Genomic DNA, 15531 nt, shown 5'->3' on the forward strand with positions numbered 1-15531 from the left:
ACTTATTAAATTTGATTGATTATTTCCAACTAACCGGGACACTTTTTTCAAAAAAGCCATAGCCATAACTCAGCTTAAGTTGATCATTTTCTTCCAGAGGAAGTACATGAGCTCCGACGCTAAGTTGGGAATCCTGCTTTTTTATCCTTCCCTCCATTGCCAGGGAAAAGGGAGCGGCTTCTTTCAATTCCACAGGGATGCTATTACCAGCTTTATTGCTAAGCCAAACCCTAACCGGCTCCTCCTTATCCGGGTAAAAATTTACCGGAGCCTCCAATCGGATGATCAGATCACCAACATCGCTTTGCCTGCACTCCAGACGGGTATAATAATTGGCCATGTAAGCCATGCTCAAATTGAAAGCCGTATTGAATTGTACCCAGCCTTCGGTCCAGCCCAGGTCTCCGGCCTCCGGATAGTTGGGGTAATGGAAAGACTTGGGAGATCCATCAAACACAAACGGGACCTCGTCCAGCAAGCCTATGCCTCCCTTATGCCTGCTGTACCATCCCAGGTCCACTCCTTCGATTTCCTGCGGGCCCTTAAATGAAAAATGCCTTCCGGTAGGATTTCTGCCAAAAGCATTTTCAAAATGTGACCAGGCCAACACCTCCATATCCCGGATCAACTCTTTGTCCTCCAGCAGGGTCATTGCAGCAAAAGCTGCCGCTGGAAACCCCAGGATATTTCCGGTTTCATTCCATCCGGGAGGAGTCCATTCCGTTTCATCGTATTTTCTAAAATCCCACATGTTATCCGAGCGGGAAAGGGCTATTCTTGCCCAGTCCCTCACTTTTTCAATTAAACCTGCCGGTGCCCTGTCGGGATATTGGGTATGAAAGTATGCAAATGCCCGCATGGTCATGTGTTCGGACATTCGTTGCCCTTTGGTGGTCATGGGATCTTCCCAGTCCAGGTTTTGGATCATCCATGCCATCTGCCGATAAGCAGCATCAAAATACTTATCCGCATCCGGTTCATTTTGACGCTTGCTCACTTCATACATCATGAGATTTGGGATCACTGAAAATCCCGGTGGCATTTCTCCCTTGGTAGTACCCAATTGGGTTTTAAGCGTTAACAAATTATGCTCTGGGCTTCTATTGTATTGAGAAAGAGAATGCTCGGAAACCTCCCTTTTCTCCCAAACCGAACTTGCATATTCATACACCCGGTCAAGATTTTCCTCCGGCAACCACTTTTTTAGGTAGGGCCAGGCATAGAGGAAATGGGCCAATTCGGCCTTTTGCATTTCATGGTCCAACTTCTGTGACACCTTCACATCCGCGTCCCAATGGATCAATTGGATAATGTCAGGAGTATTCGGTCCAAAAGGCTTTAAATTTCCCCATAAACCTTGATATTTTTCCGGAAAAGATTCATTCGGAACATACCGGGAAGTGACTTCCATCCTTTCATAGGCTTCCGGATTGGACAGGTACATGGCCACAAGACTCTGCATGGACCAATTGAAAAAATCACCATCTCTCCAGGCGAAGGATATGGGTCTGATATCATCCACGTTGCCCACATAATGCCGGGCATCCAGCATAAAATCCACCATATTCCGGTAGGTAACCCGCTCCAACCAATAAGGACCAATACGGAAAGGAAAAGAAGTCTTGTCTCCCGAAACTACGAGATATTCCGAGGTTGATTTCGGGTCAAATTCCGAAAAATCACCTTTTTCTCCTTTAATTAATCCCGAAAATACTTCTTGTTCACTACCCTTCTCCTGTATCAAAAAAGGAGTTTCATCTGCTAGGCCCGATGCTGTAAAGCGCTTTGGCCTACCCAGGTTATAACCGCTTTGATTAACCAACAGAGGCTTGACTTCGCCTGCATTGTCATCCACATACTGCTGTCCAAGGACTTGCAGTTCGGCAATGTGCAGGGCTTGATTATCGGTAGCGATCAATCGTACCCGATCGGTAAGCAATACTTTTTCGAAGGTAACTGCGAGCTTATCGTTTTGGTTTTCTTTTACCGAATGATGGTTTCTCCAATCCCCGTTTAGTAAATATTGAAAATGAAAGCGTTCGTTAGGAACCGTCCCTTCCTGGAAAATCACCTTGAAACCGGCGATTTCAGTAGCACCCGGAAAACGTATTGCTATCCAGGGTTCCGTATCTCCGGCTGCACTTTCCCAATAGCTCAGGCTATCGTTGTCAATGGCCAACCTTGCCTCCTGGTCTTCCACAGAGGAACTGCTGGAAACCATGCCCGAAGGCGCTAAATTTTGTTGCGCCAGGACAGCGTTATTATGACCCGTGGCCAGAAGAAGAAAGGAAGTGATTAGTAATAAGGTAGCTTTCATTTTCATAGATAATTAATAACACAAAATTCCAAACAAAGCGGCAGGGGTAGTAGCGGAAGGATGTTCCAGCCTGAATGTAAGTGAATTGGTTTTTAGGGGTTGATCCAGTTTCAGGGTGTAGCTGGACTGATGATTTTCCCGAACCTCGGACAGAAGTGTCCCATTCCCATCAAAAATGGAAAATTTCCTCACACAAAATGGCATCACAGATTCGGGATGCCCCATTAAAGTAGATTCCATCGCATGATCAAAGTCGGTATCAAAAAACAACTTTATTTCTCTGATTACTTGTATTTTATCCCATTTCAACTCAACAAACGGTTGACTCTCATTTATGGCCGCTACCCAGGCATTGGTCCGAGTGGTAGGGCGGAAAAATCCATTTACCAATTGCTCGGAAGAAAAGCAGTTCACCGGGCTTTCCAGCTCAAAATTCAGGTTATGCCCCGCAGGTCTGCGCTCGGGCAACCAGAAGTCAAATGCCTCCATACCAATGTTTTCGGGCGGTTCTTGCCTGCTACTGGTCGCCACTGCTTTATTAAACTTTTGAAAAACCGTCAATATGCCCGTCAAACGGGTTTCCGAGCACTTGATTTGCACCTTATCATTGGCAGAAAAGGCCACAAAATAATATTCTGAATTTTCTATAATACATTGTAAATCAACTGATATAAACCGCTCACCTAAAGCTAAATCAAATGTCTCTTCAGCCAAAATAACTTCAGGAGTAAAGTTTCCCTTCTTCAGACTTTTCAGAAGCCTAACGGTTATTTGGGTAGGTTCAGCCACTTTAACCTGGAACCTAATCGATGGAATTTTTCCCTTTTGCAAAGGCAGCATCTGGGCCATGGCAAATTCCAATGACTTCCAGGGACCATCTGCGGGAAGGCCTGTGAGCGTAAATGTGTCCGATGTATATATGGTGGCCTGTTGTGCCAATTCATCTGGATCCGATAATTCTATTCCGGGTATATACTGTCCGGATCTGATCAGGCGGCGCTGAAGCAGTTGCATCGTTGAGCTACCGGTTATCTCCGCAGGTGTTATTTCATTTTCCTTGCACAAAACGGCAGCCATGGCCACTGCCTGTGCATTGTGTCCGCAAGTCGCCATTACCCGAGTAGACCCAAATGCCACGTGGCTGCTACTTACTATTCGTCCCGCCAAAAACAGGTTTTTAACGTTTTTGCTGTACATGATCCGATAGGGAATCTGATATACTCCCTTGGTATGCCATTGGGTACAACCGGGTTGATCTCCGTATACCCCATCAGCCGGATGCAGGTCCAATGCCCAACCCCCAAAGGAAACGGCATCGTCGAATTGCCGCTGTTGCACCAGATCTTTTTGGGACAACATAAACGCCCCTTCGAAGCGCCTGCTCTCCCTTTTGCCTGGAATGGTTCCTACCCATTCCAGCGTATGGGTATCCATATCAGGAAATTCCCCTGAATTCTTAAGGTAATCCCAGATCCCGTAAATCACCCGCCAAAGTTCCCATTTGATATTTTCACTTTCATGAATGGTGTCATTCCGCCCCCCGTACTCTACCCACCAAAGCCGGCAACCATGATCCTTGAGGTTAAAGGATTTAAACCGGGGTAATTTTGCTAGTTCTTTATTGGTATAGGACGGGGCCACAAATCGGACGGGCTTTCCGGTATCCTTGCTGTAAAAATAGAGGCTATGCCCCAGCAATTCCCCATACTTGTGATCCGGAGCGAAGGGTTCGTCAAATTCATCGGCAGATTCAGCTCCCATCCGGAAAGCCGCACCTGCCAGAAAGGCCATGATACCATCCCCGGAAGCATCTACGAATAAGGGGGATTTTAGATGGTATTGAGTGGAATTTTGACTGCAAAACGCCAACACATAGTCGATTTCATCGGCTCCTCTTTTGACCAAATCATACATGGCCGTGTTTAAAAGTAATTTAATGTTGGGTTCCAGGGATATTTTCTCGATCAGAATGGTATCCAATATCAATGGATTACCTTCCGGGTTGCGGTAAAGGTTTTCCACCAAAATTTCATCCATGACCCCTCCTTCCCTGGCCCATCGGTTATTATTACCCATATGAGAAGTGGCCCCCAGCATCCAAAGCCTGATTTCCGAGGACCCATTTCCGCCCAGTACTGGTCTGTCCTGCACGAGCGTTACGGTTAGACCCTGTCTGGCAGCCGTGATGGCACAACAGGTGCCTGCCATTCCACCGCCCACAATCACCAAATCAGAAGTGATGTTTGCTGTTTTTAATCCTCTTTTTTCCGTATTAAAACCTTCCTTGATCATACCAAATATTTATTCCCTCAATTGATTTTACTATTAACTTCCCTTCCTATTCGTTCGTGTAAATTTCACCAGGCCCAAGCCTAATATTAAAATTATCACCCCCATCAATAGCGTGTAGAAGATCCCCTTTTTGGCAATCAGGCCCAGCACCAAAAACATTATCCCTATGGAAATCAGGGCCAAACCGATCACTTTTATGCCAAAACGGTTTTGGATCTCGGCTTCTTTGTAATGGGAATCGCTTGGCGCTCCTTGCCGCTGCTTCCAATCGCTGAAAAATGGCATCCTTTCGCTTATTTTGCCTTTTTTAGCAGCATACATTTCATATGTAGCCAGAAGCAATAACGGCAAGACTACCCCCAGTACCATCTCCTCACTTCTATTTAATGTAATTCCATTAAGTAAGGGTTGGATAAATTTAAAATGCAGATTGATCAGGAGACTAATGGCCGTAACCGTCAGAATACTGGCTCCGGTTTGCCTTTTCGAAAACAAGCCCCAGATAGCCGGTGCATACAAGGCACCACCTGTGACGGCTCCAATACTCAGGACGACTTCCACAATTCCTCCTGCCATGGGCACCAAAAAGGCAACCCCAACCGTACCTAAGCCAAAAATCAACGTGGCCCAGCGAGCCACGCGCATCAAATGGATCGCCTTGGAATCCGGAAACAAGGGTTTGTACACGTCGTTGGTCAACACCGCCGCTGCCAGGTTGAGGGAGGTATTGACAGAGCTGGCCGTAGCAAAAATCATCCCTCCCAACATCAAGCCCAGCATCCCCACCGGTAGCACATTCATACACATCATTAGGTAAGCACCCTCAGTTTCCAGGCCGACCAACCCGGGATCCACCACCCGGTAAATCATGGGCGGCAACATCCAAATCAAGGGACTGATCAAATACAGTGCGCCAAACAAGTAGCCGACTTTTTGTGCCGACCGCATATCCGCCACGGAGGTATAACGCTGCACATACGCCCAATTCCCACCAATAAATACCGTATTGTATCCCACAAAGGCTAAAATGAACCAAAAGTTGTATTCCTCATTGAACAAATGGAAAAAGGTATCCGGAGCAGCCTGGACAAACTGCTGGAAACCACCTACTTTTTCCAGAGATAAGGGCAGTACAATCAATACCGCGGCCGTTAGGATTACAAACTGCAGCACGTCTGTGACCACCACCGCCCAAAGCCCTCCTACTGCCGTGTATATCATGATAATTGCTCCCAATAACATGATCGCATGGTAAATATCAAAACCGGTAACCACATTGAGAATCTTAGCAACGGGGTATAAAAAAGCTCCGGTATATCCCAGGGATAACACCAGAAAGACATAAGTGTAATACTGCTGCGTTTTCCTTCCGAATCTTTGGGTAAGGTATTCGGCAACGGTAAGCACCTGGGCATTTTTCCACTTGGGTGCGATATATGCACCGATCAAAAAACCACTGATGCACATGGCCATCTGAATGGAAATGGCCACCCATCCCCATTCATAAGCAATGGAACCCCAAACCACAAATGTTCCTGCTGAGAAAAAACTCATAAACAAAGACAACCCATTTATGGGCCATGGCACAGCCCCTCCCGCAGCAAAAAACGACTTCATATCCCCGCCCTGTTTTCCGAAAGACAGGCCGGCAATAAGAATAACTCCAGTAAAAATGCCGATCGTTAAAAAATCAAGTAGTTCCATGCAATCAATCCTGGGGCAAAGTCGGGAGGTTGTGAATGCTTAATGGCGATTCAATAATGTCCATAAATTCGTTGAGGTGCAGGGTATATACCTCTCTGGGACTGGCATTGTTCTTCCTGGCCACATAAGCTGCATAGCCAACCGCTTCCCCCATCATCCCACAGGTTCTCATGACGCGGGTACTCCCGAAAGCCACGTGAGTGGTACTGATATCCCTTCCCGCCATGTACAAATTGTCTATATTTCTGGAATACAAACAACGGTAAGGGATGGTATAGGGCTGAACTTTGATGTGCTTGGTGGCGGCAAAGAACTCTTCCCCCTCGAAATACTGGGAGTTTTTCGCATCCGGAAAATGCAGGTCAATGGTCCAGGTGGCGGTCACACTTCCGTCCGGATACATGATTCCGTCCTGTATGTCCATCTGGGTCAAAACATGGTCGCCCATCAACCGTCTGGACTCGCGCTTACCTCCGATATAAGCTACCCAGGCCAGTTCATGGTGGCTGTACTTTTCCGGTTTCTCGTTTTTCAGGTACGACCAGTTGCCGTAAATCGCCCGCAAATTATGGTCCCGGATCTCCTCGGCTTCATAAATGGTATTGAAATTACCAAATCCGGTTTCCCATTGCCAGTCGGCTTTGTGATCGTCGATATGGTATTCGTCCGAAAACTGAATTGCCCAGGGCGTTTCTGGAAAATCAGAAGGCTCCTCCCGCTCCAGGGAGGCCCAAAGATTAGAGGTGCCCAGGGTGAAATCATCCGGCTCTTCGGGGGCCAGGGATTCACCGGTCTCTGCCCGGCTTTCACGGCCCATTCGGTATTCCGCTCCTGCCAGGTAACCCAGCGTACCATCTCCGGTGCAATCGGAAAAATAAACCCCTTCAAAACGGTATTCCTGATTGGTAGCGATGTCTCGGCCGATTACTGCTTTGATCGTATTGTCCTCCATTTCCACCTCGTAAACGTGGGTATTCAAGTGGAGGGAAATATTGGGCTCTGCCCGTACAATCTGTAATTTTCGCTCGTCTCCGTAACGATCCGCATCCGGGTTTCCATTTCCGGGATCCCCATTATCCAATTCTCTGACAATCCGGCCCAATTTGGCATTATGGTTTTGATCCACCCGGCCCATCAGATGCACTCGTATTTCGGAACTGTTATTACCTCCCAAAACCGGCCGGTTCTGGATCAACGCCACCTTCAATCCCATGCGCGCTCCGGAGATGGCTGCACAGGTGCCTGCCATACCTCCACCGACAACAACCAGATCAAATTGCCCCACATCTTTGGCTTTTTCGGTCAGATTCAACATCTCTTTCCGGAAAGCCAGTAGTGCTTCGTTGTCGTTGGTGGGCACATCCCCCTCCTCCGTAGAAAAATAAATGGCATCAAAACGACCATTGAAGCCCGTCAGATCCTTGGCTTCAAGGGTGTTTTCGCCCTTCTTCATGTCAACTTGCCCACCGTAGTACCAATCCCAGTCGGCAGAACCGCTTACTCCAAAAGAATCATCCAGCGGCTCCTCATTAATCGCGAGTTGAAATTCGCCCGGCCCGGTAGGAAAAGGTGCCCAATCTTTGGTCCTCACCCATACGTGGTACTTTCCCCCCTCTGAAAAATGGACCGTAGTCCGGGCATCTTCCACAGGTCTGCCCATTCCATGGGCCATGAGGTAAGAGGAATAGAGTACGTCAAAGGACTGTTGGTCGATTACCCAGCCTCCGATGTCTTTAAATGATTCGGCTTCTACCAATACCCTATTTTGGGCGAAGGACACCAGGGATATGCCTAGCAACAGGCTACAGGTTATAATGATTCGTTTCATGTTTTGGGTTCGTTTATAGTAATTATCGATTATTTTTCAATGCTTTTTTTACCTCCTTCTCAGGTTTGTGCTGGATCTCCAATACCGCGAGCAATTCCTGCTCCCACAAGCCTTTATCCAGATAGGTCAATATCATTTCTTGCTGCGCCTTTCCCAGATTTTGCTGTTTTCGCAACACCTCAAATAACTTATTTCGCTGGGCAGGATTGCTCTCTTCTAATTGGGCCAGTAGCTGCATTTGGCTTTCCGGCTTTAATTCCAGCGAAGCCATCTTTTCCAAAATATCCGTTTGAAGGCGGTATGGAGCTTGTTCGAAGGTTTCCCAGAGCCAGGTCTGCCGTTCCTGAGACTGAAACATCTCCGTCGGTAATTCTTCCAGTAGATGGGTAGCCAGGAAAATATTCTTTCCCCTGATCATTTGCAGCAAGGGGCCCGCAAAGCGGGGATCATTTTCAGCACCCTTTTCCTGAATTTTTTCCAGCGCCCAGTATTGGTAAGGATGATGGCCGCTCTCTAAAAACCGGACTAAGGTCTTATCGGTATGTTGATCTTCCGTATGTGCTCTTGTCCTTTCAGCAAGATTGCCATGGGCCAGGTGCCAAAGGGTGTAACAGGAATAAACGGCTCCCGATATCACTTCATTCTGAATGGTTTTGGAGGTCGCACCCGTTACGGCATCTACCCCATTGGATTCTGCCGTGTTGGTGCTCCCTACCAAATCCGTGATGGAATAATCCCCTAGAATGGAATTTTCATTGCTGAGTATGGCTTCCAATTGGTCATAATCCTCCTCTTCAAAGGGAATATGATCCAGCTTGGTCAGGATCTCGCCTTCGGGCATCTCAAATTGCTGAAAATTACCCAACAGGTCCCAGTAAAAATTAATATACACCGGATAGCACTTATCGGTATGACATACCGGCGTAAAAATCTCCGCCATGTATTGCCTGGCAAGACCTTCAGCATCTTCTATGACAAACAGCTCGTAGCGGATGGAATCGGTTTCAACCACCTCAATCAAGCGCTTGTTTTCCACCTGATCCTCCTGCGGGTCTTGTAAGCTCGCAGCCAAACCGATCAACAGGGTTAGACTATAGGTCAATATTTTTAAACCAGGTTCAACCATTATTATTCAATAACAAATCAGTGCCTTTATTCATAGGTAAATAGGGCTGTAGCAGTACATTTATTGTTCGCCGCCAAGCGAACCCACCTGGCCTCCAGCTCCTCTGGAAAGGTCTCCATATGTGTTTGACCCGGTGCTACCGTAACTTCTTTCCAATCCATCCAGGGACCATGGCCTATGGGTTCAAATTGGATGGTAAAGGTAACTTCCTCCGAAGCGTCATGCTGAAGCTCCAATTTCCGCTGATCATAAAAGGCAAACAAATACGGGTCGGATGGAACTCCGGCTTCTACTGCCGTACCGGCCCAGGGGCCTCCCTTTCCAACCGGCTTGCCCAGTTTCCACAGGTCATCGATCACCCCGGCCCAAACCGCCAGTTCGCCATCTTCCGAAAGAATAATGTGCTCATTGGTAGCGGCTGCCTCAGGGTCCACCCCTGTCAGCAGCAACATGCCCCTGTAGGAGGCATAATCATTGATACGCAATGTATGGGAGGCGACGGGCCTGATCTTGGCAAATCCGTCGGCATTTTCTGCCGGCAATTCATAGAAGGTACCGTGACAATTGAATAAATCCCTTTCGGTGGCTACCTCTCGGGCAATGCGCAGCTTTCCTTTCAGCGATGGATCCGTAAAGGCTGCCTCTCCTTTGGGGAGTCGCCACCTCCTGCCCTGATCGTCTTTTATCAACACGGATGCTTCATCCACCTCGAATACGTTTTCGGGAATGGCAAAACCTTCATTGATAAATGCCTCGGTTTCGGAATCGTTCACTTTGACCAATTGAAGCTTCTCGTCCATTTCATAATAACCGGCATTTTCAGTGCTTTCTCCCTGATAACGCCTCGCAGCAATGCCCAGTTTCCTTCGGTTATCTCCTAATCCGTACAACAATCCACCCGTAAATTCATCTTCCTCAATGGAATGAATCCCCTGAAAAATATCCTTTTGATAAGCAGATCGGCTTTCCGGATTGGAAAAAGCCAAATGCACGGTGGCCCGGGTAGCGGCATCGCTTTGGACCCGGATCCACTCTCCAGCCGTTTCCTGATCGAAGGAAAGCCAGCTACTTTCAGCACCGTCCAGAGAAACTTGTTCCAGTTCTTCCCATTCTCCATTACCCGACCGATCAATTTCAAGGGTGAAATTTACTGCCTTATCACCCTGGTTTTGCAGCCATACATTTTTCTCTTGCCATCCGGAAAACAGCATGGGTTCGGAGGGTTCATTGGCTCTTACCTGCTCCTCCAGCCATAGGGCACCGTTGGCGGTGGCCGGTCCCAATTTATCCGGCATATCCATATCGGTAAACCAGAGGTTGGAGTTGGATTGCCCTGGTCCTTCTATATTTCCTTTGGCGCTTCGCTTGTTGAGGAATTCCCGCTGGGCAGAATCATCGCAACCGAAAACCAATCCGTCCTGCCAGCGGGTAAAATCGCCGATGACCTTCAAGTAGGCCGATCGGGGCCGGAGACCGGCAGTCTGGCCCTTTTGGAAGGTCTCCGGAAATTTCCAAAACATGCCGTGCATGGTCATCAGGTAATCCGGCGCTTCTTCCGTGCCCACATCCCGGATGCGGGGCCATTCGGTGTTCCAGCCATGTGCCCCATCGTAACTGTGACTTGCTTTGGGAATTCGAAAAAACTCCCAACCTTCATCTGCGTCCCGTACCCCAAGGATTACGGATTTGTGATCCCATCCGGTGGCCCATATCGGGTCGGTTTCGGGATTTGGGTTACCATAAATTCCCCCCGGGCCCGTCACTTCCACAAATTGATTTCTTCTGATCAGGTGCCAATCGGCTCCATCCCACTCATACAGGGCTCCGGCTTCTATAGAAAAATCTTCAAGGGCTTCCTGACCTGTCTCTCCGTTGTTTGAGTAGACCATAACCCCCTGTCCGGAATACAGCCCTTTCCCATGGGCTCCCAGCAGCAATTCCGCTTCCTGCGCCATTTCCCCTTCTTTCCGGGTTACATTCCCGTCTACATGCAAGGTTTTGGTTTCCAGGTTATCCACATCTACTTCGTAAAAACCTTCCTCCATGGTTCCATAATAGATCTTATTTGCCGGATCGGTCAGGTGCCTGGCATTGCCAGTATGCCTTCCCGGCATGGTTTCATAGGAAATCGTCCGAACCTCCCCTGCCTTGTCGATGGCATAAGGTCCGATAAAAAGTTGCTCGCTTTCCTTATGGATCATCCGGTTGGCAGGGGTACCTCCAATGCTTTCCTCCCGGGTGGTAAAACTCAGATCGGGGTTGATCTCATAGAGTTTATCGGAGGAGCCGAACGGGAAATGAGGACCATAGGTCACCACCCAAAGCTTATCCGCCCAGGGCACTACGGCACCTGTGCCACATTCGCCTTCCTCGTTATAATAGGCCAGGTGGGGATAGATGCCGCTGATGGAGGGGTGGGAGTTAGAAACCAACGAAGCATTGCTTCCGGAATCACAACCAAACCCGATAACGACACAGACAATGCCCACTATAAAAACATCCTTTATAGCGACCGACCCTAACACGACTTTTTTTATCTTAAACATAAGGTGAATAACAAATAATTTATTCATTTACACAAGCGTAAGCAACCCACGCTTCCATCATCGCAACGAAATATCACTTTTTTTCTTGTTAAAAGAGGTCTTTTCAAATCCCTGTTCAGAGGCAGTTAAAATCGATCCGGCAGGAACTGTTTTGATCTCATTAAAACAGGAAGATGGTTCGTTGATGGGTACATTGTTTAGGGTGTTGTAACAGGAAATAATGGACCATCTCGGGTTTTCCGATGTATTTGGATTGGAAGCATGAAGAAGATTGCTGTGAAAGAACAATGCATCCCCCGGTTTCAATTCACAATATACCCGATCAACCCGTTCTTCGTATCGGTTGACTCTGTCCAGGGCAGCACCTACTTGCTCCCCCACTTTCCCATGCTCAATCCAACCCATTCTATGGGATTTTGGAAGAACCATCAGGCAGCCATTCTCTTTAGTAGCTGGCGTTAGCGCAAACATGACACTAAGCATTTCATCCGGGAATAAAAAACCGTTTTTGTACCAGTAACCGTAATCCTGATGCCACTCCCATGCGCCGCCAACTTTTGGCACTTTCTGCATTACCTTTGAATGAAAATGAGCAACCGGTCCTCCAATCAATTGCCGAATAATGGCAACCAGTTTCTCATCTCTCGAGAGCATACCAAAAGGATCGTTTCCGGGTTCGTTCCATAAGGCCAATCTGGATTCATTTCCATTGGCATCCAACACCGCATACGTGTGCTTGGTCAAGCCCGTACTTTGCGTAGAAGCCTTAAATAGAAAACGAACTTCATCTGAGGAAAGAAACTGTTCGACAATCAGAAAACCATCCTCCTTGTAGGCATGCAATTGTTCTGGGGATAAAACGTCCATAAGTTTATCGGTTTAGTATATTTTCATTAATTCTGTTTCGTGATTACTACCTTCGTGGTCCGTCGCTTTCCACTTCCATCGAACCGGTAATGTAGCATCCCTCACGCGAATACTGAATTCAAAGGGATACATCCGATCCGTTTCTTCCACCCAATCTCCGTCTCCAACTTGGTAATGTAGCTGGACATGGTTTACTTCATTCTCGAGGGAAGAACTGTAAAGAAAGATATCTTTGAATTCATCATTTGCCTTCAGACTCATCCCGGTGATTGTACCCAGTGCAGCTTGCCCGAACTCATTTCTGTAGTAACCCGGAATGGAGGAAACGGTGGCAGCGGTAGTTACTGGAGGGAACGAGGGTTTCTGATTCAGGCCAGAAATCTTGATAACCTTCACGCCGTGCGGAGCTAGTTGAATGGGTAGCATCCCCTCTGAAAACAGGTTTTCGGCTTGATAATCAGGCTCGTTTACAATATCATAGCGGTAGTCTTTATGATGATCCCATTTGAATACCTCCTGACTGAGGTGTAAGGTATCTGAGATCAATCTGGATGTTGTGTTCATCAAGACGATGTAAGTATTCGATCCATCCCTGCCCAATACGTAATTGAACCCGATATCCTTTGTCTTGAACGGGTTCTTGGGCAACCAGAGATTCACGTTCTCGTGTCCATAAATCGTTCCCGGGGCATGCCCGTAAACCTTATTCGATAAAAAAGCATACCCTGGAGAAAAAAGACCGGGAAAGTCAACGTTCCCGTCGGATCTGAAATAGGCATCGCTGACGAGGAAATCTTGAATTAGCGCAATATGGGGCCAAATGTGGTTGTAGAATACCGCATTGTAGTTGATTTCCAGGTATGGGTGCAACGGATAGTTTGTCTGTTGGTATACATTGGTGTAAAGCGAGGTGAAATAGTAGCCCGGAAAGTTCGCATACCGACCCAAAACCCCGTTGTAGGCTATTTTCTGTAGGATCTCATCCTTTTTTAAGTGGGCTATTCTTAGCAGGGCACCTGCCTGGTGAAACAGCATTATGGGCCCATACACATACGTTCCCGGTTGTTCTGGCAATAATCCTACCAGCGAGGTATGCCAAGCCGGGACGACTTGCTCCTGAATTTGAGTAGTCATGTCAAATTCCTGCCATTCGTAGCTATCGGACTTAAACCTCCTCCCGGGAAATACTCCATCCACTTTACCTCCTTCGTTTACAGTGATGGTTTCTTTTGGAGCGAATGGAGTGGACCTTGTCCAAAGCGAAAGCTGTTTCGCTCCTTCATAGGCAGCATCCAGGTATTTTTCATCCTTGGTTAATTCGTATAATTCCAGTAATTCCTGCCAGGTAGTCGAATAGTCGTTGACGAACGTAGCTTGTGAATCCCTGAGTCCCGCATTTGTAGAATAATCGGTAGGATACTGATAAAAAGTTAATTCCAAATAAGCATCGGCTAAGCGGATCGCTGAATCCAAATACTCCTGACCTTGGTCTACCAAGTATCTTGCGAGGTAATCTTTCCAGCTTGCCCCACTTACTTCCGTCTGAAGATTCAATTGCCTACTTTTCCCAAATAGCCGCTCCATTTCTTTTGGTAGGGCCGGGTTGGATCTCCCAAGAAGTTGGTGGATGCTGGCCATTTCCCAGAGCTCCATCGCGGGACCATTGAGAAAATGAGAAGGATTTTGGTTTTGCTTTTCTGGAAAGGCATTGATCGCATACAGGTATTTTTCTCTTGACATCAGGTATTCCAACATTGGTAATGCCCTCCGATCATAGATTTGCCGGTTATCGGTAGTTAAGGCAATACTTAGGGGGTGTAAAGCGGAAACATTTTTTACCGTGTTAGGGACATCAAACTTGTAATCGTACCCTTTGTACTCAGACACCCAACCTGAGTAATAATCATCCATCGCAAAGTCAATCATATTATGAAAGGTATCATTGAGTGACACCATGGCATTTTGCCGTTCAAGTGGGTAGTCCATTACGTTTTTATAGAGGTAATTTACTCCCTCTATCCAGGTCCCAGCATTCAAAAAGTACTGAACGGAGAACCGACGTGTCTCGCCCTTTTTCAAATAAGACCCCTGCCCCCCGTACAGCGGGGCCATTACCATGGGTTTGGCCGCTCCAGTATTCGTGCGTAACATCAAACCAAATCTGGAGTTAGTTGCCGTTGCGAACCGGTAGGGAATCTCAACCGATGCTATGGAAAGCCCCTCTGTGATCCCTTCTTTTGCCGTAAACACCGAAGGGGTAGTTGCATACGACTCGGGCGTGACAACGACCTGATCCGGAAACCGCTTCCATGACCAAATCAAGGGTTGGTACAAAAAGTCTAATTTTTCAGAATCGCTCTCGGCCAACCCCGTAAAGGCTACGGCGAAATACCCATCTGCCTTAGAAACGATATTCCAGGAAATAATCGGTTCGCTTTCACCTTCAGGTAAGGATAGGGCGGCAGAAAATGAAAATAATTCATTCTCTTCGTATTTCCATCGAATGGCATTTCCCTCCGCTGCAATTTCTATGGCTGACACGTCGATTTGCATTGCTTGATTCCAGATATCGGCATCCTTCGCCTCTCCCCAATTTGCCACAGGAGACCCACCTGTAGCTCGCTTCCCAAATCCGAATACAGGGTCGTCAGTGGAATAGAAAATTGTGAATCGGCCTAGAATCGTCCGGGAAACCACTTGATCGCCCTTCCTTTGAACAAGCAACTGTCCAGGGTTTTCGTCGTCTCCACGCATTAAGATGGCGTAGGATTGATTCTCGGCCATAACAACCGTTTTCTCCATTTCCCCGCTTTTTCCGTGAAAAGAAAGACCTTGTGTTGAAATTGAAAGT

The 15531-nt window shown here is 47.4% G+C and carries 8 protein-coding genes; all 8 read right to left on the reverse strand.

The window, feature by feature from the left end:
* Positions 1-19: 19 nt before the first annotated feature.
* Positions 20-2317 (reverse strand): discoidin domain-containing protein, encoded by a 2298-nt coding sequence (locus tag GL182_RS05340; protein ID WP_163378607.1) that lies wholly within the window; start codon positions 2315-2317, stop codon positions 20-22.
* A gap of 12 nt (positions 2318-2329) precedes the next feature.
* Positions 2330-4609 (reverse strand): FAD-dependent oxidoreductase, encoded by a 2280-nt coding sequence (locus tag GL182_RS05345; RefSeq protein ID WP_163378609.1) that lies wholly within the window; start codon positions 4607-4609, stop codon positions 2330-2332.
* Positions 4610-4642: 33 nt separating this feature from the next.
* Positions 4643-6226: a sodium:solute symporter family protein gene (locus tag GL182_RS05350; RefSeq protein ID WP_240469651.1), complete on the reverse strand. Its 1584-nt coding sequence runs from the start codon at positions 6224-6226 to the stop codon at positions 4643-4645.
* 91 nt (positions 6227-6317) lie between these two features.
* Positions 6318-8141, reverse strand: coding sequence for an FAD-dependent oxidoreductase (locus GL182_RS05355; protein ID WP_163378612.1), 1824 nt, complete (start codon positions 8139-8141; stop codon positions 6318-6320).
* Positions 8142-8163: 22 nt separating this feature from the next.
* Positions 8164-9243, reverse strand: coding sequence for a hypothetical protein (locus tag GL182_RS05360; protein ID WP_240469659.1), 1080 nt, complete (start codon positions 9241-9243; stop codon positions 8164-8166).
* Positions 9244-9293: 50 nt separating this feature from the next.
* Positions 9294-11813, reverse strand: coding sequence for a hypothetical protein (locus GL182_RS05365; protein ID WP_205603586.1), 2520 nt, complete (start codon positions 11811-11813; stop codon positions 9294-9296).
* Between the two features lie 57 nt (positions 11814-11870).
* The gene (locus GL182_RS05370; protein ID WP_163378615.1) at positions 11871-12680 is read right to left on the reverse strand and encodes a phytanoyl-CoA dioxygenase family protein; all 810 of its coding nucleotides are present in this window, start codon (positions 12678-12680) and stop codon (positions 11871-11873) included.
* A 12-nt stretch (positions 12681-12692) separates the two neighbouring features.
* Positions 12693-15464: a hypothetical protein gene (locus GL182_RS05375; protein ID WP_163378617.1), complete on the reverse strand. Its 2772-nt coding sequence runs from the start codon at positions 15462-15464 to the stop codon at positions 12693-12695.
* Between the last annotated feature and the right edge of the window lie 67 nt (positions 15465-15531).

Source organism: Cyclobacterium sp. SYSU L10401 (assembly GCF_010993705.1).
In the GTDB taxonomy this organism is placed as follows: Bacteria; Bacteroidota; Bacteroidia; order Cytophagales; family Cyclobacteriaceae; genus Cyclobacterium.

What these genes read in the sequence shown, in the direction of transcription:
- GL182_RS05355 (WP_163378612.1), bottom strand. Translation starts at nt 8,141, where the DNA reads ATGAAACGAATCATTATAACCTGTAGCCTGTTGCTAGGCATATCCCTG.
- GL182_RS05365 (WP_205603586.1), bottom strand. Translation starts at nt 11,813, where the DNA reads ATGTTTAAGATAAAAAAAGTCGTGTTAGGGTCGGTCGCTATAAAGGAT.
- GL182_RS05350 (WP_240469651.1), bottom strand. Translation starts at nt 6,226, where the DNA reads ATGAAGTCGTTTTTTGCTGCGGGAGGGGCTGTGCCATGGCCCATAAAT.
- GL182_RS05375 (WP_163378617.1), bottom strand. Translation starts at nt 15,464, where the DNA reads ATGGCCGAGAATCAATCCTACGCCATCTTAATGCGTGGAGACGACGAA.
- GL182_RS05370 (WP_163378615.1), bottom strand. Translation starts at nt 12,680, where the DNA reads ATGGACGTTTTATCCCCAGAACAATTGCATGCCTACAAGGAGGATGGT.
- GL182_RS05345 (WP_163378609.1), bottom strand. Translation starts at nt 4,609, where the DNA reads ATGATCAAGGAAGGTTTTAATACGGAAAAAAGAGGATTAAAAACAGCA.
- GL182_RS05340 (WP_163378607.1), bottom strand. Translation starts at nt 2,317, where the DNA reads ATGAAAGCTACCTTATTACTAATCACTTCCTTTCTTCTTCTGGCCACG.